The organism is Wolbachia endosymbiont of Phyllotreta cruciferae (genome assembly GCF_918697765.1).
Lineage (GTDB): Bacteria > Pseudomonadota > Alphaproteobacteria > Rickettsiales > Anaplasmataceae > Wolbachia > Wolbachia pipientis.
Genome location: NZ_OU953855.1, coordinates 1,546,426 through 1,569,759 on the forward strand (window position 1 = coordinate 1,546,426; position 23,334 = coordinate 1,569,759).

16 protein-coding genes and 4 pseudogenes are annotated in these 23,334 nt (G+C 35.7%); 9 read left to right on the top strand and 11 right to left on the bottom strand.

Features of this window, described 5'->3' with window-relative positions; genetic code table 11:
• Positions 1-181 precede the first annotated feature (181 nt).
• On the bottom strand, positions 182-1,381 hold the full coding sequence (locus NL281_RS07140; protein WP_253303244.1) for a phage major capsid protein: 1,200 nt from the start codon (positions 1,379-1,381) through the stop codon (positions 182-184).
• 223 nt (positions 1,382-1,604) lie between these two features.
• Here NL281_RS07140 and NL281_RS07145 point away from each other — a divergent pair, with 223 nt between their 5' ends.
• Positions 1,605-2,561 carry an IS5 family transposase gene (locus tag NL281_RS07145; RefSeq protein ID WP_253303245.1) on the top strand — a complete coding sequence of 319 codons (957 nt, stop codon included), beginning with the start codon at positions 1,605-1,607 and terminating at the stop codon, positions 2,559-2,561.
• Between the two features lie 352 nt (positions 2,562-2,913).
• On the opposite strand, the gene NL281_RS07150 is transcribed toward NL281_RS07145, so the two are convergent.
• The 5 genes from NL281_RS07150 to NL281_RS07170 all read right to left on the bottom strand — a co-directional run bounded on the left by NL281_RS07150 (position 2,914) and on the right by NL281_RS07170 (position 10,098).
• Positions 2,914-3,711, bottom strand: a complete 798-nt coding sequence (locus tag NL281_RS07150) for a hypothetical protein (protein ID WP_155968486.1) — start codon at positions 3,709-3,711, stop codon at positions 2,914-2,916.
• 49 nt (positions 3,712-3,760) lie between these two features.
• A complete protein-coding gene (pyrF, locus tag NL281_RS07155; protein WP_006279404.1) occupies positions 3,761-4,435 on the bottom strand; it encodes an orotidine-5'-phosphate decarboxylase in 675 nt (224 codons plus the stop codon).
• 30 nt (positions 4,436-4,465) lie between these two features.
• A complete protein-coding gene (locus NL281_RS07160; RefSeq protein ID WP_253303246.1) occupies positions 4,466-5,788 on the bottom strand; it encodes a coiled-coil domain-containing protein in 1,323 nt (440 codons plus the stop codon).
• Positions 5,789-5,912: 124 nt separating this feature from the next.
• Positions 5,913-7,460, bottom strand: coding sequence for a hypothetical protein (locus NL281_RS07165; protein WP_253303247.1), 1,548 nt, complete (start codon positions 7,458-7,460; stop codon positions 5,913-5,915).
• Between the two features lie 67 nt (positions 7,461-7,527).
• Positions 7,528-10,098, bottom strand: coding sequence for a valine--tRNA ligase (locus tag NL281_RS07170; RefSeq protein ID WP_253303248.1), 2,571 nt, complete (start codon positions 10,096-10,098; stop codon positions 7,528-7,530).
• A gap of 262 nt (positions 10,099-10,360) precedes the next feature.
• Between NL281_RS07170 and NL281_RS07175 the strand changes: the two genes are divergently transcribed.
• The 4 genes and pseudogenes from NL281_RS07175 (at position 10,361) to NL281_RS07190 (ending at position 15,333) form a co-directional block, all read left to right on the top strand.
• The gene (locus NL281_RS07175) at positions 10,361-11,023 is read left to right on the top strand and encodes a hypothetical protein (protein WP_253303249.1); all 663 of its coding nucleotides are present in this window, start codon (positions 10,361-10,363) and stop codon (positions 11,021-11,023) included.
• A gap of 897 nt (positions 11,024-11,920) precedes the next feature.
• Positions 11,921-13,018: pseudogene (gene ltrA, locus NL281_RS09345) on the top strand (group II intron reverse transcriptase/maturase).
• 106 nt (positions 13,019-13,124) lie between these two features.
• Positions 13,125-14,362, top strand: a pseudogene (locus NL281_RS07185) (IS4 family transposase).
• Positions 14,362-15,333 (top strand): hypothetical protein, encoded by a 972-nt coding sequence (locus NL281_RS07190; RefSeq protein WP_253303250.1) that lies wholly within the window; start codon positions 14,362-14,364, stop codon positions 15,331-15,333. The pseudogene NL281_RS07185 and the gene NL281_RS07190 overlap by 1 nt, the downstream one beginning before the upstream one ends.
• Positions 15,334-15,338: 5 nt before the next feature.
• Here the strand turns inward: NL281_RS07190 and dcd are convergent, their stop codons facing one another.
• Positions 15,339-15,896: a dCTP deaminase gene (gene dcd, locus NL281_RS07195; RefSeq protein ID WP_253303251.1), complete on the bottom strand. Its 558-nt coding sequence runs from the start codon at positions 15,894-15,896 to the stop codon at positions 15,339-15,341.
• 141 nt (positions 15,897-16,037) lie between these two features.
• Here dcd and NL281_RS07200 point away from each other — a divergent pair, with 141 nt between their 5' ends.
• On the top strand, positions 16,038-17,054 hold the full coding sequence (locus tag NL281_RS07200; protein WP_253303252.1) for a substrate-binding domain-containing protein: 1,017 nt from the start codon (positions 16,038-16,040) through the stop codon (positions 17,052-17,054).
• A gap of 79 nt (positions 17,055-17,133) precedes the next feature.
• Here NL281_RS07200 and NL281_RS07205 read toward each other — a convergent pair whose 3' ends face one another.
• The 4 genes from NL281_RS07205 to NL281_RS07220 form a co-directional block, all read right to left on the bottom strand.
• The gene (locus NL281_RS07205) at positions 17,134-17,298 is read right to left on the bottom strand and encodes a hypothetical protein (RefSeq protein ID WP_253303253.1); all 165 of its coding nucleotides are present in this window, start codon (positions 17,296-17,298) and stop codon (positions 17,134-17,136) included.
• Positions 17,299-17,473: 175 nt separating this feature from the next.
• Positions 17,474-18,343 (bottom strand): IS982 family transposase, encoded by an 870-nt coding sequence (locus NL281_RS07210; RefSeq protein ID WP_253303228.1) that lies wholly within the window; start codon positions 18,341-18,343, stop codon positions 17,474-17,476.
• Between the two features lie 67 nt (positions 18,344-18,410).
• Positions 18,411-18,710, bottom strand: coding sequence for a hypothetical protein (locus NL281_RS07215; protein WP_253303254.1), 300 nt, complete (start codon positions 18,708-18,710; stop codon positions 18,411-18,413).
• Positions 18,710-19,360 carry a hypothetical protein gene (locus NL281_RS07220; protein ID WP_253303255.1) on the bottom strand — a complete coding sequence of 217 codons (651 nt, stop codon included), beginning with the start codon at positions 19,358-19,360 and terminating at the stop codon, positions 18,710-18,712. The genes NL281_RS07215 and NL281_RS07220 overlap by 1 nt, the downstream gene beginning before the upstream one ends.
• Positions 19,361-19,501: 141 nt before the next feature.
• Here NL281_RS07220 and NL281_RS07225 point away from each other — a divergent pair, with 141 nt between their 5' ends.
• The 3 genes and pseudogenes from NL281_RS07225 to NL281_RS07235 all read left to right on the top strand — a co-directional run.
• Positions 19,502-20,821 (top strand): TrkH family potassium uptake protein, encoded by a 1,320-nt coding sequence (locus NL281_RS07225; protein ID WP_253303256.1) that lies wholly within the window; start codon positions 19,502-19,504, stop codon positions 20,819-20,821.
• A gap of 826 nt (positions 20,822-21,647) precedes the next feature.
• Positions 21,648-22,745, top strand: a pseudogene (gene ltrA / locus NL281_RS09350) (group II intron reverse transcriptase/maturase).
• Positions 22,746-22,851: 106 nt separating this feature from the next.
• Positions 22,852-23,167 (top strand): annotated as a pseudogene (locus NL281_RS07235) (IS4-like element ISWosp8 family transposase); the annotation flags it as partial.
• Positions 23,168-23,334: the final 167 nt, after the last annotated feature.

Sequence of the window (23,334 nt, forward strand, 5' to 3'; positions counted from 1 at the left end):
GGAATGACGAATTTTTGTTTTTCAAACTGTCGGTAAATCTAAGTCAGTTTAGCTATATGTGTCAAGCACTGGGATGACACCCTCCTGATGGGCCAAAATCACAATGTTCGTACAGTTATGGAATGAATCGCGGTATGACGTGTTGCTTTGATCAGCTATAAAGATGATGCTGCGGAAGTTTTTAGTACTTGCTCGCAACTTTCAACAATTTAATAGCACTGGTGTTTACAACCTCTCCGCCGACACGCTTAGTGACAAAAAACCTCACATAAGGTTTATTCGTATAAGGGTCTCTTAATATTCTCATTCCTCTGTTATCTACAATCTTATAAGCTTGTTTGAAATCTGCCATCGCAATTACTGGTAGCTGATTGTTTGGCGCTGGTGGCATATCGGCAGATTGATATACTGGTATTCCCATTAAGGTATCTGGGGCTTTAAGCGACAAACTTGGTTGCCAGAGATATTGACCTGTTTGAGCTTTTAGTAGCCTAATGTCCTTCAACGTACTCCTGTTCATCAAAAATGACGCATTTTTGGAATAATATTCGTCCAGAGAGTAATACAACATCATTATTGAATCACTATCTAATTTTTCAGTTTTAACTTGCTCTATTTTATTATAACTGTTTCCATTTTCATAAGCTAAAATTCCTTTTGGTTGAAAAGTGCCCTCACCCTTAATGAAGGCTTCGCTTTCTTCCTTACTAAAAGTCTCGGCAATCTTTTCCACCAGCCAACTCTCAACATCGACAAACGCATCATCGAGTAACTTTTGTGATATTTGTGGTTGAGCATATAACTCGTAAGTTGTGACGTAAATCTTTTGGATTTTGGGCGTGTCCGTATCTTTTGCAAAATCATACTTAGACTTATTGCCACCGTCCTCATCATCTACTGTTTCACTGCTCCAACCTGCACCGGCGCGGTCAAAATCTTCTATAATGTAATCCAATGTTTCAGTAGAGATTCTTTGACTGGAGCATATTTGTCGCATTGGGGACGAATCAGTTACGCGCTTGTTTATGCGTTTTACAATATGCGGAGTAACTAGATACCCCCCGATATCACTGTCATCTCCACTGAGGGTTTTGTGTGATAAACCGCTTTCCATTCCCTTGCGGATATAATCAGAAAAATATTTATCGCTTGTGCTAAAATCTGTATTTACTTCTGGGCGTTGAGCTGCAGTTTCGATCAAGTCTAAACGCTCTTTGCAACTATCAATGGCATTATTTACCTTGCATAGCTGCTCAATTGTTGCAGAATCAGCACGCCCTTTGCTTTCAATTTCTTTTAGTTTGCGATCATTTATTAATTTAAATTGCTCCCATGATGAAGCGAGTTCATTGATACGGTGAGCGATATCGGTAAGTGACATAATAGCCTCCTTTGAAAATGAAATAAAAATGGAAATAAGGTAATAGGAATGGCATCCATAGATGTTTCCCACAGTTGTACGAATATTGCAATATGGTACATAGTAAACGATGTCATCCCAGTGCTTGACACTGGGATGGCTTTGTTGCATAGCAACTGAAAAAATCTGGTGGCTACTGACAAAATTCATTATAAAATAGCCATTTAACCTTGAAAGAAAAAATATGCCACAAAAAATGAGGGTCAGTAACCATAGCGAATATAACAAATTTCTAGAAAAAAGAGGAAATATTTTTCATTATATCAACGAAGCCATAGAAAAGTGGTACGAGAATGGTCCAAAAATACCAGGTGGCAACAATATTTATAGCGATAAAGTTGTAATTTTGGTGCACATAATAACTTGTTTATTTAGAATAGGCCTGAGGCAAACAGTTGGGTTTATAGCAGGATACCTTGAGCAAATTGGGAAAAATTTGCAAGTTATCAGCTATTCACAATCATCAAGAAGGTTTAAGAAACTCAATATTAAGATCAATGATTGCAGAATTGATAAAAATAATATGGAAGATATCGAAATTACTATAGACAATACAGGAATTAGTATATACAACAACACTCCTGGTCATAGCAAAGAAAATAGCGAAGATAGAAAGTATCGCAGCTATGAACAGACAAGAAAATTGCATGTAATGTTGAATACAAACAGCAAAAAAGCCATAGCTGTAAAATACAGTAACGGTGTCTACTCTGATCACTATGGAGCTTGTGATTTGCTAAAAGAAGTCGATTTTCAGTATGTCATAAAAGTACTATATGCAGATAGGGCATATGACAGAGAAAAGCTCTATAAGCTGTGTAATCAATATGGTATAAAAACGAAAATTCCTCCGAAAAACAACGCAGCAGAGCATCCAAAATTGGATTATATGCTTGATAGAAATGCCGCTATTCAGTTAATGAAATTACATGGTGAGAATGGTATAAAAAGATGGAAAGAAGAAGTAAATTACGGAAAAAGATCGTATATTGAAGGATTTTTCTCAAGGTTGAAGCGAATATTTGGGTTTAGTTTTAGGAGCAAATCTGAGATTAATCGTGAGAAGGAACTGCTACTCAAGTGTTATTTGCTTAACAAATTTACTGAAATAGGCATGGCTAAGTTTGAGATAGCTTCATGAATTTATTGTACGTTACCTACTATCCGAAGAGCGATACAACAAAGCCATTCCAGTGTCAAGCACTGGAATGACATCATCTGTTGTGCAATTTACCTTTAAAAATGAATGTTCGTACAGTTATGTGCTTGGCACTGAAATGGCATCATTTTTTATCTGTTGAAAATGTAAACCGAAAAATAGCGTGGCACTTTGTGCCACGCTTAGTACTGTAAGCTTAATCCAGTAGTTAAATTAAGCGAGGTAAAATAAAAGATAATGACACTATATAATGTTCGTTCTTTTATGTCAAGCACTTTTTTGAATTTTTTTGGTGATAATTTTTATCCAGTTATTTTATTATTGTAGTATAATTTCAATGCCAGATACTATCATTATGATCACTATCTAAATTTAAATCGTAATTATCATCAAATTTATATATCCCCTCCATCTCTTCTCTATGCAATTCATGTGAATCACCTAAAGCTTTTTGATTAGAAACGTCAACACAATACTGTAACAGTGCTCTTAATGCTCCAGCACTATCTTGATCTAAATTAAAATTGCTAAAATCAAATTTCTGCATATTCTCCACATGTCCTTCTCTACATAACCTACATATCTTAGCAAAAGCCCTTTCACTTTCTCGACTCCAAGCATTAAGAAAGTAAGGATCTACTACTTTGCTAAATTGTTTCTCTATCTCTTCAAGAGAGCTCTCTGGATTAAGTTCTAATATTACTTTGAAAATCCCACTGCCATGGAATCTATAAAATTTACTAGATAAGCTATCTTTTACAAAATTAACTGCATCATCTATTGTAACACCAGAGCGAGATTCAAATATCATCTCAAATGCTCCATAACAACTATCAATACCAAAATTAATTATTTTTTCCATAAAATCAATTACCTCTTCTAAGGAAATTTGTGGCTTATTCCTCAAGATAACTTCTAAACTCTTGACAAAATTATGCCCATGCTGACCCATAGCATGGGTTTTCCCATTTATTGTATAATGATATAGCTTCTTATTTTCTATTATATGCTTATTGCACTGGTAGATATGTAGCTTATTCAATTTGCCAGAATATTCCTCTATTTCCTTATCTGGTAATTTTGAGCGGAATTCCTTGATTACTTCGCGTATTATTCTATTGATATTACTCATGCTTATTCCTAATTAATATGTTAGTATTTTTATAAATTAAGTTATTATATTAAAATTCTTTCATGGATTTCAATATTAGCTCCGCACTACTTGTAGTTTTTGTAATGGGTCTGCCAATGACGATATAATCAGCTCCTGAATTTATTGCTTCTTTTGGTGTTGCTGTTCTTTTTTGGTCGTCATGACCTGGATCTATACGAATTCCTGGAGTAATAATTTTAAAGTCTTCACCGCATTCTCGGCGCACTTCTTGAGCTTCCAATGCAGAACAGACTATTCCATGGAGTCCAATCTTTTTTGCAAGCTTTGCAAGCAAAATTACCTGTGATTTTGCCTCTCTTGCTACTCCAAGCTCGTTTAAATCCTCATTGCTCATACTAGTTAGCACTGTCACTCCAATCAGCTTTATTTTTGTGCCTTGCACTACACTTAGCGCTTCTTCAAGCATTTTTGTTCCACCGCTGATGTGCAGAGTTAACATTTCAACGTTCAGAACTTTTATTACTTCAACTGTTTTAGCTACAGTGTTTGGAATGTCATGCAATTTCAGATCTAAAAAAATTGGTACATTGCATTTTGCAACTTCTTGCACTCCAGAAAGACCTTGAGCAGCAAAAAATTCTAATCCCAGCTTTACCATGCCAACTTTACCACGCAGAGCATTAGCTAGAGAAATAGCCTTATTTAAGTCTTGTGTATCCAGTGCGCATATTATTGGGTTCATTATCTTGCATGATTTATCTTATAATAAGACTCATTGTTGTGTTTTGCAAATACTTTCACTCTGATTGAACTGACTGCGTTCATAAGATTCTGTCAATAGTGAATTTGGCAACTTGGTCGGGGTGGATGAGCGACTGACAAATAATGATTCATATCCAAGATCTTCCAGCGAAGAAGAAGGCGTTTCGTCTGGCAAAAGCCGTGCAATTTCTCCTTGTAACGCAGACTTTAATATTTGAATCGTATCTAATATTGCTTTTCCATCATTATTTCTTATTGGCTCTTCTATATTGTCTGTTACGCATCTTATCAACAGTTGCGCAAAATTCACTTGTTTTTCTTTCTCTTTCAAAAAATCTTCTATTTGACTGTCTCGTTCTAAAAGTGAATTTCTTAAACTTTTTACTTCATTATTACAATCTTTTCTTATCCCATCTAACTCAAAAGATTGATTTTTAATTAAACCATTTGCTTCATCTAACTCTTCAAATTTCTCTTTTAATTCTTTAGATAAATTTTTCTTTTCTTTGTTGACCTCTTTAATTTTACATTGTAGCTTATCTAAGTTTGCATGCAGTCTTTCTTGTTCTTCACGTAATTCCTCTACTTCTTTAGAAAATCTATTTTTTTCCTTATTCAATGCCTCTACTTTTTCACTAAGTTCATGTTTTTTCTCACGTAGTGCCTTTTGTACTTCACGTAACGTTTCTATTCTATCATTTAACCCCTTATTCTCTAGCTCTAAATGTTTATTATCATCCACTTCCATCTTCAGCTTTGCAATAAATCTACTTCTTTCTTCCAACTGTTTCTTTAAACATGAGATTTCAAGTTTTAATTTCTCTTCCTGCTCATTAAGCTTACCTATTTCCTTTCTTGTTTTGTCCAATTCATTGTCTATTTCAAACGTACGATTCTTTGCTGTTTCTAATTTTTTCTCTAAAGATTTTTTTTCTTCAAGAAGAGATTCTCTCTCAGCTTCTGACTCATTTACTTTCTGATTCAATTTTTTTGCTCTCTTGTCTAAATTTTGCTTCTCTCTAGTTAATTCATGTAATTGATTCTTCACTTCTTTGTTTGCAGCTTCTTCAGCTTCCTTTCCTAGAGTTATTTTATTTTCCAACTCTTGCTCTTTCTGAGCGAATTTATTTCTCTCAACTTCTATTTTTTTATTATTACTAATTATTTTATACGAAAGTGCAAGCACCAAAACAGATAATGTAGCTAAAGCAAGAATTAGAGGAAGAGGCACATTAGAAGTTACAATAAGCGCTAAAGATGTAAGTAACGTAAGAGTAGCTAAGGAACTAGCTACAAAATAAAATGCATTAGCCTCACTAAGCAAATTGCTCATTACTCCCCTCCCCCCCACGTTCAGCAGTCTTGTATATATTTATTAAAATTCTCTTATCTGTGGAGGAATTATAGTGCTGCACCTACAACAAACTTCCCATCTTCAGTCTGCTAGCTAAAAATGGCTAAGGTTTTATGTATCCAGTGTACAACTGTACTAAAAATGTGTGGCAGCTGTTGGTCGGGGTAGAACATCCACTGGTATATCCAGGATCTTCCACAAATGAAGGAACAGACGTTTCGCCTGGCAAATATTGTGCAACTTCTTCTACTAACACGGACTTTATTGCTTGAATCACTTGTAATATTACTTTTTTATCATCATCTCTGATCACTTCATTTTCCCTTACTAATTTTTCTACCTCATCTGTTATATACTTTATCGTCTGTTGCAAAAAAAGCACTTCTTCTTGTTTCTTTTTCGACAAATCTTCTTGAAGTTGTTCTATTTGAGAGGATTGCTCCAAAAGTGAACTGTTTAATTCTTTCACCTTATTATCGTGATCATCCTTCACTGTTGTTAATGTGTTATCAGATTCTTTCTCTTCTTTTTGTAAAGATAATAACTCCTTTTTCAGCTCCTCAATTTTAGATAAGTACTCTTTCTCCTTTGTACACAATTTATCAACTTTACTTTCAAGATCAGTGCGCTTTTGACGTTCATCACTAACTTTACCTTCTAATTCTTTCTTTTCCTTTTCCGACTGGCATAACTTCTTCTCTAATTCTTCTATGTCGCTTTCTGAGCTCTCATGTTGTTCTTCCGATTCTAAAGTTTTTAATTGTTTTACTTCTACTTTTTTTCTTAACATAGTTAATTGAGTACGCAGAGAAGAAGCTTCCCTACTTTTATGTTCTAATTCCAAGTTTAATTCATCTTCATATTCCAATCTTAAGCGTAACTCATCTTCATATTCTGACTTTAAACATAACTTATTCTTTTCACTTTCTAATTTGCATTGACACAATTCCTCCATTAAAGAATCTACTCTTTCATTCAATCTTGTATTTTCATCACGTAACTCTTGGTGTTCAAGAGAAAGCATCTCCTCCTTATGTTCTAACTGACCTTTTACTTTTGCACTCAATTCTGTATTTTCATCGTGTAAATCTTTGTTCTTATTATTAAGGGCACCTATCTTACCCTCTAATTCTCGGATTTGATTACCTTTATTATTTAACTCTTTTGTAGCATCATCTAATTTTTGCTGTGCATCATCTTGTTGTGTCTTTAACTGCTCTATTTCCTTATTTAACCCTGCAATTTCGCTTTCCAAATCTTGCTTTTCTCGAGTTAATTGATCTTTTAATTCCTTCACTTCTTTATTTACAGCTTCTTTAGCTTTTTCTCCCAGAGCTATTTTACTTTCTGACTCTTGTACCTTACTCTCTGATTGTTGTTTTACGCTTTCTAACTCTTGCTCTTTTTCAGCAAATTTATTTTTCTCAACCTCTATTTTCTTATTATTACTAATTATTTTACATGAAAGTGCAAGCACCAAAATAGAAAGTATAGACAAACTCAAAGCAACAGCTACATTAAAGGCTGCAACTGAAGACAAGAACTTAACATAAGGGGCAACAGCAAGTGTCCCAGACGCAAGCAATACCAAAGTAGCAAGAGCACCAGCTATAAGATATGGTGCATTGGCTTTATTATATAAATCCCCCATTATTATTCTCTCACAATCAATAATGACTATGATAGCATAGATATCAAAGGAAGTGAAGCTATAAAAATCAGTATAAGTCTATATTCACTATGTATTTCCCGTCTTCAGTTTCAAGCTCAGACTGCATCCACTCTATCGTTTCCGCATTGCAAACTGCCTGCAAATCATCCTGTGCAGATTGATTCAATTTATCCTCTCGTAGATCTGCTTTTATCATCAACTTTTTTATCAGATGCTTAACTGATACATTATTATCTGCCTTTATCTTTCTGATAATGTTTAATATCTGAATAACATTATCTCCCATTTCCTCTGAATATTTATCGTAGATAAGTTCTTCTTTGCTCGGCCAATTACTTTGATTGTGTACAGAATTATAACTATACAACTGGTGGTATATCTCTTCTGTAATGTAAGGCAAGAAAGGTGCAAATAACCGCAAAATAATATTCAGTACATATGCCAAACTTTGCTTTGCACTTAAGTTTGTTTCGCTGTCTACTTTATCTCCATATGCGCGCTTTTTTGCTAGTTCCAAGTAGTTATCACAAAAATCCTTCCAAAAAAATTCTTCTACTGCACTCAAAGCTTCGCAGTATTCAAACTGTAATAGGTTGTTCGTTGCTCTTTCTATAACTTTGTATAACTTAGACAATATCCACTTATCCATTGTCTCGTGAGCAGAATTTATGCTCATCACTTGATGCTTTTCCATGAACATGGAAACGAACTTGCTAGCGTTCCAAAGTTTTGTAACGAGGCGCTTGCCAATTTTGAATATATTTTCAGAGTAGACTGTATCAACTCCAAGCCTTGAGTTCGCTGCCCAATAGCGCACTACATCAGCTCCATAAGTTTCAAGTATTACATGAGGAGTGATGATGTTACCCTTTGATTTACTCATCTTTTTCTTATCATCGGTTAAACACCAACCGCTGATCATAATGTTTTTCCAAGGTAAAGAATTTGCATGATAATGTGCCTTTAAAATAGTATAAAAAGCCCAAGTTCTGATTATCTCATGGCTCTGGCTGCGCAGATCTGCAGGAAATATCGTATCATAGCGATGATTTGGTAAGCTAAACTCACTGTTTACTGCCAGTGCACTCAGTTGAGGAGTAATTGAACTTGTGGCCCAAGTATCCATTACATCTTGATCTGGGATAATCTCTTCTTTGCTATACCCTTTTGGCAAATCTTTGAGTGGATCAATAGGTAGGGCCTTTATTTCAGCTAGAATAATTTTACCTTCTTCTCCCTTACGTTTAGAATACCACGCTGGAAATGGCACACCAAAATAGCGCTGCCTTGAGATGCACCAGTCCCAATTTAGCCCTTCTATCCACACTTCCATACGTTTACGCATATTGCTTGGGTGCCAATTGCATTCTTTTACTTTATCTAATACTTGAGCTTTTTGCTCTAAGGTCTTGATAAACCATTGATAAGTAGGTAATATCTCAAGTGGTGCACCAGATCTTTCTGCGCACTTAACAGAATGAGAAATGCTAGTGCTTTCTATCAAAAGTCCTTTTTTAGTTAGGATTTCGATCATCCTCTTTCTTGCTGCTGTAACTTTCAATCCATTTATTTCATTTAGTATATCGTCTGTCATCCGAGTAGCCGACACTGGGATCCATTCTTCTTTTTTCTGACCATACGCTGACATGATATCTTCCTCTGTCATCGCTGGCATTGGCTCTTTTTCCTGGATTCCAGTGTCAAGCACTGGAATGACATCATCTAGGTCCATCCTTCCATCCTGATCGATGATAATTTTCATCGGTAGATTATGCTTTTGCTGCCAATATATGTCGAGTTCATCACCAAACGTACAGCACATAACAAGCCCAGTGCCTTTATCTATTTTAACCTTATCATCAGCTATGATTGGAATTTTTTCCTTTGTTATTGGCACTATGGCTGTTTTTCCGATTAGATGAGTGTAGCGCGCATCCTCTGGATGACAAAAAACTGCAACACATGCGGGAAGTAACTCAGGCCGCGTAGTTGCAATGTTGATCTGCTCATTTTCTTGAGTAGAGAAAACTATCGTGTTTAAGGATGACTCAAAAACTTTATCTTCTATTTCTGCTTGCGCAATTGCTGTTTTATCAACCGGGTCCCAAAGGATGGGCTGCATTTTTCTATATGCATACCCTTTATTATATAGATCAATAAACGACATCTGTGAAAGCGTCACAGTTTCCTTGCTGATCGTGTGATATTCCAAATCCCAGTCATAACTAATGCCGACCGATTTAAATAGTTCCTTGAATTCTTGCTTTGATTTTTCAATAACCTCATGGCACATCTCTATAAATTTTTCCCTGCCAACTTCTTTTGCGCGGGTTTTATAGGTTTGCTCAACCAATCTTTCAGTGGGAAGCCCATTATCATCAAACCCAATTGGGTAAAACACATCTTTTCCCAGCATGCGCTGAAACCTTGCAATAAAGTCCGTGTGGCAATAGCTAAATATATGGCCGATATGCAATTTACCCGATATTGTCGGTGGAGGTGTGTCTATAGTGAAAGTGTTATCCTTTTCACCATTCCACTTATAAACTTTACTTCCTTCCCACAATATGTTGCATTTGTCTTCAATTTCTTTAAAGCCGTATTTTTCTTTTAACATAAATATTTCTCAATTTTAAACCTTAAGCTAGCAACGTCATACCGCCGCGGTATCTCTAGATCCCGCTAACAAGCAGCGGAATGACGATGGTCGGTAAACCTAAATTACTTTAGCTATAGCACAATTAAGTAAATGTGGCAATTTTACGCCAAAATTTTTTGTTTACGAACATAAATTTTCTATGCTATGATAAAAATATTACTTGACCTTAGGTTCTAAGGGTATTATGTAATGTTAATTATATATATTGGGGTTTAATATGTTGAACTCAAATGAAAATCAAAATTCTTCACCTGGAGCAACTTCACCAACTGATATAACATCTGATCAAGAAGGAACTATAAATAAAAACTCTATTGAATCAGGAACAGAGCAGTCGTTACAAGGTTCTTCAGTTGGTAATCAAGATTCTTTAAATGATTATGTTGATGCGAGTAGCACGCCTGTGTCTGAAGGGATTAATGATACAATGCAGGTTGCCGATGATAATGAGGTTACGTCGGGCAATAAAGGTAATCGAAGTGTTGTTTCTAGTGATAGCACGCCGTTAAGTGAAGGTTCTGTTAATGAGCAAGAAGATGTTACTGAGTCAAAAAAAAGAGGAAGATCAGCAAGTAGAAGACTACAACAGAGTAAAGAGCTTGTTAACAGCTTAGAGCAACAGTTAAAAGAGAAAGACGAGGAAATAACAGCATTAAAAGCTCAACAAAATACACAAGAAGTTGCGAACTTACAGCAACAGTTACAAGCTAAAGACGAGGAAATAACAGCATTAAAAGCTCAACAAAATACACAAGAAGTTGCGAACTTACAGCAACAGTTACAAGCTAAAGACGAGGGAATAACAGCATTAAAAGCTCAACAAAATACACACAAGAAGTTGCGAACTTACAGCAACAGTTACAAGCTAAAGACGAGGAAATAAAAGATTTAGAAGCACAGTTAAACAACCGACCAGACAATGGCGTCAACTTAAGGAAAAATATCAGCGATAGTGTATAAAATTTCTCTCTAAAACTTTTACCATTAAATTATCCAGAAGCCGCAGGAAACAGCACTTTTGTTTCTATTTTATTTCAACAAAGAAGTTTAAAATGTGTCCTTTTTAGGTGAAACATGCGTGCGCCAAGCAAAGTGCGTAAAGTCCAGTTGGTGAAAATCCAACCCAGGCAAAGCCTAGCCAGCAGGCTGGAACAAACCACTATGCTGCGTAAGGTAACGAGCGTAGTAAAGCTAGTGGAATGGACAACACAGGGTACAACGAAAGTGAAGGTATTGAGTCCCGAAATTCTCGATGTCATAGAGGTCGACACGTTGCATATAGTGGAAGACAGCAAGAAGGGTAACAATAGGGCAAGTTATCACTCACTCTATCGGGATCTGAGGCCGTATCACGTGTTGAGATGGAGTTTACGTAAACTTGGGAGATCCTTTGTATTCCTATTAAGGTACGTTGGAACAAGTCAACAAAGGCGAGTACTGACGGAAGATATAAAGGAAGTCGGACTGATTGATAGTACTCAGAGTGTGGGAAAGCCACATACAAGGGGAAGCGGTCAGCAATATAGTGACTGGTTTAGGAATTGCTATGCCAATACAACGGAGGTTGGAATAACGTGCAAAGAAAACTAAATCAGATAGCAGTAAGAGCCAGGCAAGATAAACGATTGAAATTTAATCGTTAATTCATCTGATAAACGCAGAGAATCTTGCTGAATGTTATAAAGAGCTAAAGCATAACAAAGCATGCGGTATAGACCAGGTGACAGTAGAAGCTTATGGAGAAAATCTTGAAGAGAAGCTCAACACTCTGGTGGATAGTATGAAAAGAAAGCGATATCAACCGCAACCAGTGAAAAGAGTATATATACCAAAAGCTGGAAGCAAAGAGAAACGCGGGCTTGGAGTACCGTCTACAGAAGATAAGTTAGTCCAGATAATGCTGAAGAAGATATTAGAAAATATTTATGAAGCTAACTTTCTGGATAACTCATATGGTTTTCGTCCTGGTAGAAGCTGTCATCAAGCGGTAAATGCACTAAATAAAGCAGTTATGTACAGACCAACTAACTATGTAGTAGAAGTTGATATCAAGAAATTCTTTGATAATGTCCAGCACAAATGGCTAATGAGATGCTTGAGAGAACGGATAACAGACCCAAACATACTGTGGTTAGTAAAACGATTTCTTAAGGCAGGAGTAGTCGAAGCAGGACATTATGAAGCAACTGAACTAGGCACACCTCAGGGGGGAATAGTAAGTCCTATACTAGCTAATATATAGTTGCATTATGTGCTGGATTTGTGGTTTGAAAAGAAATTCAAGCTAAGATCTAAAGGTTATATGGAGCTAGTTAGGTATGCAGACGATCACCTGATTTGCTGCGAAAGAGAAAAAGATGCTAGAGAACTCTTAGAGTCACTGAAACAAAGGCTAGGAAAATTTGGACTGGAAATATCTGAAGACAAAACAAGAATAGTAAAGTTTGGCAAAAAGGAGTGGCAACAAGGAATAAGGGAGAAACGAAAAACGGAAAGTTTCAACTTTCTAGGATTCACCCATTATGGTACAAGGAGTCGTAAAGGTAGAGTAATGGTAGGTCATAAAACCTCGAAAGAAAATCTATCTAGAAAACTTAAAGAAATCAAAGAATGGGTGAAAAAGATCCGAAATAAAGTTCACCTTAAAGATTGGTGGTCAATACTTAAAGCAAAACTAACAGGACACTATAACTACTTCGGAGTTAGCGGAAATTACCGGTGGTTGAATAAATTCTTCTGGCGGGTAATCAAGCTAGCGTATAAATGGATAAACCGACGTAGTCAGAAGAAGAGTATGAATTCAAAGCAATTTATACACTATCTACAAGTTAATCCATTACCAAAACCAAGAATATGCTACTCATTATATACAAAATAGGAAATGCTGTGAATACTACATTGTGGAGCCGTGTGCGGGAAAGCTGCAAGCACGGTTCTGGTGGGGGAGTCATAGCGATAAAACTTAATCAGGAGGATTTAAAACTATGACTTCTACCAAACAAAAAGGAAAAAATTTTATTCTACAAATTAAAAATATAATATACTCGAAAGCTTTTCAGAGAATCCATTGTGTTGGAAAAAACAGTTTTACACGAACAAGAAAACTTCCTTTTTCGACAGTATTTTCTATGATTTTAAAGTTAGTTAAAAAAAGTTTGGGAATAGAATGTGAACTTATGGAGCCATTGACATGTACCCTCAAAGCAAGCTTTTTCTAAAGCAAGATATAAGATTTGTCATACAGGTTTTAAAGAATTTAAGCATCCAAACAGCCTATCAAGATGAGCCTGAGTTGGAGAGGCTATAGGCTTATTGCAGCAGATGGTTCTGGTATGAGATTACCCAGCTCTGAGGAAATTGTATCCGAGTTTGGCCGCTTTAAACCAAATGGAACAACAGGCACAATGCCACCATTGGCAATTTGTTTGTTGATTTGTGTACTTCGCTGATTTGTAGTGCTCGTCTTGCGGCTTGGAATATAGGTGAACAAACGTTGGCGGAAGAGCAATTACCCGAAGTTATCACTCAAATGCGTTCATTAAATCAAAAGAAATTATTATTTATCTATGATCGTCTTCAGTAAAATTCATTCAGCAGCATTATGATTTGGAAGTAGATTTTATTTTTCGCTTGCAAAAAAGAAATTATAGCAAGCTATGGGAACGCTGGCGAATTAGATTTCGATTTTATATTAGAAAATGAAAAGCTAAAAAATAAAATGAAAGGACAGAAAGTAAGAGTTATAGTGCTGACATTAGCCAACTGAGAAACAGAGGTATTGATTACTTCACTTTTTGACCGAGTAAAATTTATTTTGGAAGATATCAGCAAAGCTTATGTGTTAAGGTGGCATATAGAGGAGTGCTATAAACGACTCAAAATAGGTGCAGAATTAGAGAATTTTTCTGGCGTAAATTTAGAGGCTGTATTACAAGAATTTTGGGCAAACTTAGTCATGTGTAATATATTGTCGCTTCATATGTGTGATGCACAAGGGCCTTGGAATCCAGATCAAATTGCTGAGTATCGTTTAAATTTTTCGGTTTTATTTGGTGTAATGAGGCAGAAACTCTATCAGGTACTTATTGCGCCAAAAAACTTTCAAGCCCTTTTTGATAGAGCAAGTATACGCGCTAAAGTTAAAATCCGACCAGGACGATTGTATAGCCGCGATAAGGTAGATAAGCCCAAACGCCATCATGTCTTTAGGAGAGTTTGCTAATGAAAGTTCTTAAGTTGACGCCATTGCCTGTAAGGTGGCTAATCATAGGTTTATCTGTAGTACTTTTGATAATATTTGTTATTTCTTTCCTGGTGTTTCTCTCAATCGCCAATGTATTGAGTAAGCTATATCTTTTTGCAGGAGGCAAAGCACCAGAATGGTTAGAGCAAAGAGCTGAAGCATTTATGGAGGCAGCACGTATTCCACAAACAACGCATGATACTGATGTAAATGATGCAATTAATATTAACGTTCAAAAGCTAAAAGAAAACTACGGTGAGCCTGATATTGATGATAAGTTTATAGAGGAAATAGAAGGATTTATTGATCAGTTAGAGTGCATAGCAAATGGCACACAAAAAGCTGCAGATAAAGATCAACTTACAGAAGATGAGAAAAAACATGCACTTGAGTGCTTGAAGCGTATAAAAAATAACCCTGGTACACATAGTGGAAGCGGGTTAACATTGAAGCAAGTTTTAAATTTAGTTTGGAAGGCTTGCAACGATCAAACTAGAGCAAATAATATAGCTATTAATACCCGCATATCACAGAGAAAATATCAACTGGTTAAACATTTAGTAGAATCGCAAACAGAATACGGAGTGCGTGGTGGTCGTGGTTCAAGTGCATGTTTTACTGGCACCTTCAACAGTATTGTCTCTTCCTTGTACACTTTTGAAGAGTTTTCCTTCTTGCAAAAAGCAGATAAGAATACTATAAAGCAGGAATTTGAAAATGAGCTGCAAAAAAAGGGAGAAGAACTATTTAATCAGCTTTCCAATGATAAAGAAAAAAAAGAAGTTGCAGAAGCTTTAAGTAATCCTTCTACAAATTTCTTTTCAAGCTATGTAGAGTCATTTAAAAACCACTCTGCACGTGCAGTTTTAGGTGATAAAGAATGCGACAAATTAGTTAAAACTCATTTTAGTAATCTTCAGTACAATAAAACAATATCACGCTTTACCTAAAGTAATCACTTAACTAACGGCAAAGTGATACCATGCTGATTCATATATTTTCCTTTCATATCATCATATGATTTCTCACACTCACTTTTGCCGCTTAAAAATACGAATTGGCATGCGCCTTCATTAGCGTAAATTTTCGCGGGAAGCGGAGTGGTGTTTGAGAATTCGAGTGTGACATGACCTTCCCATCCAGGTTCTAAGGGAGTAACGTTTACTATAATTCCACATCTTGCGTAAGTTGATTTACCAACACAAATGACCAGTACATTCCTTGGTATACGAAAATATTCCACTGTACTTGCAAGCACAAAGCTATTTGGTGGAATTATGCATACGTCTGTTTCTTTATCTATAAAACTATTCTCAGAAAAATTTTTAGGGTCCACGATGGCTGAATTAACGTTAGTAAAAATTTTAAATTTATTATCCACTCTTGCATCGTAACCGTAAGATGATAGTCCGAAAGATATAACACCTTTGCTGCTTTTGTGATTCACAAAAGGCTCTATCATTCCAAAGTTTTCAGCTTTTTCTCTTATCCATTTATCTGGCATAACTGCCATAACTGTTCCTTAAAGTTGTGTAATACTTACAATAATATAAAATAAAATTTAAATGTAAACTGTAGCTTTTGTCATGCAATTAAAGCTTTTCAGTTTGATGTTTTGTTACAATAATTAGATTTATGTTCTTAACTAAAAATAATGCTTAGAAACTTTCTCCTGATTTTTGTATTCGTATTATTCACGCCGCCGTCAAATGCTGATGCCAGGAAATACATCAGAATTGTTGGATCTTCAACTGTTTTTCCTTTTATCTCGTTTATAGCCGAAGAGTTCAACCGTGTATTCTCCTTTAAGACTCCAGTTGTGGAATCGATAGGAAGTGGATCAGGATTCAAAATGTTTTGCTCAGGAATAGGGGAAGACACTCCAGACATCACCACTTCATCTCGCCCTATGAAGGAAGTAGAAAGAGAACTATGTAAAAGGAATAAAATTAATGAAGTGATAGAAATCATCATTGGCTATGATGGAGTTGTCATTGCAAATTCAAATCAAAGCCATAGATTTGATTTCACAAAGAAGGACTTATTTGAAACTTTATCTGCATATTCTCAAGAAAATGATAAATTAGTAAAAAATAATAAGAAGTTTTGGTCTGATGTAAATCAAGCCTTACCAAAAACAGAAATTGAAATTTATGGTCCACATCAAAATACAGGCACATACGAAACTTTGGTTAATTCTATTATGCTTGATCAATATTCATGCATGAACTCGAGAATTTTCAAAGAGAATTATAAAGATCAGGAAGAAAGAAAGCAAGCATGTGGTAATATAAGGGATGACGGAAGGTATATAGAAGTTGGAATTAATGAAAACATAATAATACAAAAATTGAAAAGTAACAAGAACGCTTTAGGGATATTTAGTTTTAGCTTTTTAATGAGGAATCAAGATAAAATACAAGGGAGCACAATTGCAGGAATTGAGCCAACTTACGAAAATATATCATCGGGAAAATATATATTAGCAAGACCTCTATACCTTTATATAAAGAAAGAACACCTGGATACTGTTGATGGATTAAGAGAATTCATAAAAGAAATTATAGATTCGATCGGCATTGAAGATGGGTACCTATCTAGGCTTGGTCTAATTCCACTTTCAAGTGAAGATATAAAGAAAGCTTCAGCAAAGGTTTATGATATAACGTGACGGCAACGTTTCTTTTATATTCTTTGTTCTAGCGTAGTCAGACCCAGCGCGGCGCGCTGGGATGACAATGGATTACTAATTAGACAGTTCTGCGTTGTTGCAACACCCCAGAAACAACCGGGTCCGAGCTTTTCGTATTTGGGCTTTCTGATTTCTCACAAACTCCTCCAATATAAGCTAGTACAGCCAATGCTGAAACTGCTAAAACTTCTAAAACTAATGCAACTACAGGATATGCCAGCACATAGGCTGCAATAGCACCAACTACGCATAGTCCAACAACGCCTAGAGCAATCTTCCCTTTGTGTTTACTCAAGAAGTTTGTATCGTTTTTTTCTGGGGTTTTGTTGTCTGCAGTTGGTGCAGAGTTTACGGTGTTTTGATCTAGATCAGTGTCATCTATAAACGCGAATTCTGGACTAAGGAAGGAAGAAAGTATAGGAAATAGAAGGCTTTTTGGATTTGATGGAATAGGAAATGAGAGTAGAAAAGATATGAACCAAAAAATTAACAGGGGATCTATGGCGAGTGTGTTCAATTTCTAGTCTATTTTTTAGGTAACCAAAAACAGTCTCAATGATAGACCTTTTTCTCAGTAAAATCTTCTCATTTAGCGAAATTAATGCATTTTTCATACCTTTTTTCACCTTGGTAACAAGTTTCAAACCTCGGTCAAACAGCTTCTGAAAAAGCTCTTTTGCAATATAACCTTTGTCACCAAACAAAAGGCCGGTTAATTTTCCCGTCAGATTTGGCACAGGTATCCTATCATCAACATTGCCTTTTGTTAGCGTAAGTGCATGAATTTCACCATTTTCATTGATTACCATATGTAATTTGAAACCAAAAAACCAGCCGTAAGTACTCTTGCTTAATTTTGCAATTCCAGCAAAAACTTTGTTTTTGGATATTCTTTTTGCATGACAAACTGCAATGGGAGTTGTGTCTATATATGAAATTCCAGTGTTTTCTGACTGTCCACAAAGCCAATGCAACAACATTGCTAAATGCCACAAAACCCTAGGCTTTAGAGCAACAAACCTGGTATATGAAGGCAACTTTGGAAACTCTGATTTGTAGAGCAACGTTAGGTAATGTAGGTAGAAAGTTTTGAAATTTTTACACGGAGATTGTTGATATAGCAGGATTATTGTCATGATTTCGGAGTGCTCAATTTCCGTTATTCTTGTGGGTTTTTTACCATTTGGCAGTAGTTTACCTGCAAAATTTTTCTCTATATCTCTGCAAAAATCATCGACCAAACAAAACAGTTTTGTTATATCTTCCATGGGTAACCTCATCTATTTTTTTATAACTGCTGAGTTTACCCTGTTTTCTTGCCTTTTCTATTCTCCTTTAATCCAGAATTCGCGTTATAAAGTTAAGATCATCATTCTCAGACGGATCCTGATTGATTTCTTGTGAAAATCGAGTCGCATACTCTTTATCCCATGCTATCTGATCATTAATCTTGGCATTATCTAGTTCATTTTTACTAAGTTTTTCCTCAAATTCTTGAATCAACTCTTGAAAGCATTGCTCACCTACTCCAGGTATTTTAGCAAAACATTTTTGTGCACATGTAAGTTTATCCATTACATAGTTATTTCCATTGGGCTCGAACCCAAGGAGCCCTGGAGAAGCAGCATCAAACATTAATTTAAGCTTTCTTTTATCTTTTCCACATCTTCTTGGTTCAATTCTCTATCATAGTTAACCAGCAGAGGATAAACTAAAAGGGCATCTACGCTTCCATCATTCCAATATACCCCTCGCTCTAAAACCCTTGCTGCATTTTCACCATAATTCTCTAATGCTGCTTTAACTTGATCAATATCAAGGTTTTTTATTGCTTCTTGTAAGTTGGAATCAAGACCCATTACCCTCTTGTGCTCTTCCACTTCTTCAATAACTGTTTCAAGAGCAAAACATATATCTGTGTTATTAGAGTCAATTTTTCCTTGAAAGCGTTTAAGATCATCTATTGTATCCGTAAAATATGGTTGACCTTCTAAATATTTTGTTACCTTGTAATCACACAAAAAATCATGAGTTTCTGGATCAGCTTTCTGCCAAATTAGTTCAATGATCTTTACTTGAGCTTTAATTGTAATGCTACAACACATAACAAAATCTAAAATGGTACCTTTGTCACTAGTCAAAGTCCCCTCGTGGCTCAAAACTGCTTGTATATCATTATGTTCATTATTGTCGAGTACGTTCTGGACTTCTTGAAAATTGCCATTCCAGACTGCCTGTCTTAATGAACCTAGAATTTTTTCTTGTGCATTAGTTAATTCAACCATATCTTACCTCTAATAAAAATTTAATTATCACACATATTTACAAGTAAATCAAGTATATTGTTAATAACTGTTAATAAAGGCCAACAAAGTGCTTGACGTTAGAGTAGCTTTTATGGCTTTGTATAGCGAGGAAGTAACTCTATGAAAAATCATCAACGTTTACAAAATTTGCGTTCAATTGTATTTATTGTGGGAATATTCCTATTGCTGTTTAGCTTAGCAATGCTTATTCCTGCTATTACTAATAAATGTCTCAGCTACAAATGGAAAAATTTCCTCGCTGGATTCATAATTACCTGCACATCTGGCGCAATTTTTATTTTACTCGGTAAATTAAGTAGATTGCATGGAATGCCAGCAATTTTTGCGATTACTAGTTGCACCTGGATTGCCTTGTCTCTGTTTGCAGCTATTCCTTTCTATTTTGATAATCTGAGCTATGTTGATGCATTGTTTGAAACGATATCTGGCATCACAACCACAGGAGCAACTATATTTAATGATATTGAAAAACAATCTCCAGGAATACTGCTATGGAGAGCAATGCTACATGGCATGGGGGGTTTTGGTGTAATCACTTTAGGAATTGCAGTTTTTCCTATGTTTAAGGTTCTCAGCCTAAATAATTTACTTTATTCTGAGTATTCAGATGCTACCAAAAGGAAGTTGCCGAATACGCGAAGCGTAGTGATTCATGTTACGGCAATATATTATGGCTTAATTTTGTTATGTATATTTTCCTATTATCTAGCTGGTATGCCACTATTTGATGCAATATGTCACGGAATGTCTGCTGTATCAACTGGTGGATTTGCTAACTATAATGATTCTATAGGGCACTATAATAATCCCATACTAGAAGCCATAACGATCGTTTTTATGATTTTGGGTTCTCTGCCTTTTCTTAGCTATTTAAAAATCATAAGACGGTTAGACATTTGCTATGATGAGCAGGTCTCTTACTTTTTTAAGATAGCTATTGTTTCATCTTTATTTGCTTGTTTTTGGTTGTATAAAAATGTTGATTTAGGAGTGTCATTATCATTTAAATGCAGCACATTTACCATCACTTCCTTGATTACGTCAACTGGTTATGCAATCTGTAATCATATAGATTGGAGTTTCATTTCAGTCTTAGCTTTTTTTCTCACCTTTGTTGGTGGATGTAGTGGTTCTTCAAGTGGTGGTGTCAAAATCTTCCGCTTGATTGTTCTTTTAAGGTCTATAAGAAATTACTTTTACCTTTTATTAAACCCTGATGCAGACAATGGAGTAAAATTCAATGGAAAAACCCTGGAGAATGATGAAGTTCACTCTGTCTTTATATTTTTTGCAATTTTCATGTTAACGTTTACCATTTCATCAATAGTGATGTCTTACTTAAGCAATGCAGACTTTATAACTAGCATCAGTTCAGGCAATGGCGTCAACTTAAGGAAAAATATCAGCGATAGTGTATAAAATTTCTCTCTAAATTTTTTATCATTAAATTATCCAAAGAGTGCAATAAACAGCACTTTTGTTTCTGTTTCTGTTTTATTTCAACAAAGAAGTCTAAAATGTGTCCTTTTTAGGTGAAACATGCGTGCGCCAAGCAAAGTGCGTAAAGTCCAGTTGGTGAAAATCCAACCCAGGCAAAGCCTAGCCAGCAGGCTGGAACAAACCACTATGCTGCGTAAGGTAACGAGCGTAGTAAAGCTAGTGGAATGGACAACACAGGGTACAACGAAAGTGAAGGTATTGAGTCCCGAAATTCTCGATGTCATAGAGGTCGACACGTTGCATATAGTGGAAGACAGCAAGAAGGGTAACAATAGGGCAAGTTATCACTCACTCTATCGGGATCTGAGGCCGTATCACGTGTTGAGATGGAGTTTACGTAAACTTGGGAGATCCTTTGTATTCCTATTAAGGTACGTTGGAACAAGTCAACAAAGGCGAGTACTGACGGAAGATATAAAGGAAGTCGGACTGATTGATAGTACTCAGAGTGTGGGAAAGCCACATACAAGGGGAAGCGGTCAGCAATATAGTGACTGGTTTAGGAATTGCTATGCCAATACAACGGAGGTTGGAATAACGTGCAAAGAAAACTAAATCAGATAGCAGTAAGAGCCAGGCAAGATAAACGATTGAAATTTAATCGTTAATTCATCTGATAAACGCAGAGAATCTTGCTGAATGTTATAAAGAGCTAAAGCATAACAAAGCATGCGGTATAGACCAGGTGACAGTAGAAGCTTATGGAGAAAATCTTGAAGAGAAGCTCAACACTCTGGTGGATAGTATGAAAAGAAAGCGATATCAACCGCAACCAGTGAAAAGAGTATATATACCAAAAGCTGGAAGCAAAGAGAAACGCGGGCTTGGAGTACCGTCTACAGAAGATAAGTTAGTCCAGATAATGCTGAAGAAGATATTAGAAAATATTTATGAAGCTAACTTTCTGGATAACTCATATGGTTTTCGTCCTGGTAGAAGCTGTCATCAAGCGGTAAATGCACTAAATAAAGCAGTTATGTACAGACCAACTAACTATGTAGTAGAAGTTGATATCAAGAAATTCTTTGATAATGTCCAGCACAAATGGCTAATGAGATGCTTGAGAGAACGGATAACAGACCCAAACATACTGTGGTTAGTAAAACGATTTCTTAAGGCAGGAGTAGTCGAAGCAGGACATTATGAAGCAACTGAACTAGGCACACCTCAGGGGGGAATAGTAAGTCCTATACTAGCTAATATATAGTTGCATTATGTGCTGGATTTGTGGTTTGAAAAGAAATTCAAGCTAAGATCTAAAGGTTATATGGAGCTAGTTAGGTATGCAGACGATCACCTGATTTGCTGCGAAAGAGAAAAAGATGCTAGAGAACTCTTAGAGTCACTGAAACAAAGGCTAGGAAAATTTGGACTGGAAATATCTGAAGACAAAACAAGAATAGTAAAGTTTGGCAAAAAGGAGTGGCAACAAGGAATAAGGGAGAAACGAAAAACGGAAAGTTTCAACTTTCTAGGATTCACCCATTATGGTACAAGGAGTCGTAAAGGTAGAGTAATGGTAGGTCATAAAACCTCGAAAGAAAATCTATCTAGAAAACTTAAAGAAATCAAAGAATGGGTGAAAAAGATCCGAAATAAAGTTCACCTTAAAGATTGGTGGTCAATACTTAAAGCAAAACTAACAGGACACTATAACTACTTCGGAGTTAGCGGAAATTACCGGTGGTTGAATAAATTCTTCTGGCGGGTAATCAAGCTAGCGTATAAATGGATAAACCGACGTAGTCAGAAGAAGAGTATGAATTCAAAGCAATTTATACACTATCTACAAGTTAATCCATTACCAAAACCAAGAATATGCTACTCATTATATACAAAATAGGAAATGCTGTGAATACTACATTGTGGAGCCGTGTGCGGGAAAGCTGCAAGCACGGTTCTGGTGGGGGAGTCATAGCGATAAAACTTAATCAGGAGGATTTAAAACTATGACTTCTACCAAACAAAAAGGAAAAAATCTTATTCTACAAATTAAAAATATAATATACTCGAAAGCTTTTCAGAGAATCCATTGTGTTGGAAAAAACAGTTTTACACGAACAAGAAAACTTCCTTTTACGACAGTATTTTCTATGATTTTAAAGTTAATTAAGAAAAGTTTAGGAATAGAATGCGAGCTTATGGATCCATTGACTTGTAAAGTTCCACCCTCAAAGCAAGCTTTTTCTAAAGCAAGATATAAGATTTGTCATACAGGTTTTAAAGAATTTAAGCATCCAAACAGCCTATCAAGATGAGCCTGAGTTGGAGAGGCTATAGGCCTTACTATTACCCACAAATAAAAACATAGTATTGTATTTACTCAAATAATTTAATTTTATTAACCTGAAAGCTTATTAGATTAAAATTATTAAACTAAGAGTTATAATTTTAGCAACTAAAAGCTGTAAATTGCACCATATAAACAGTTA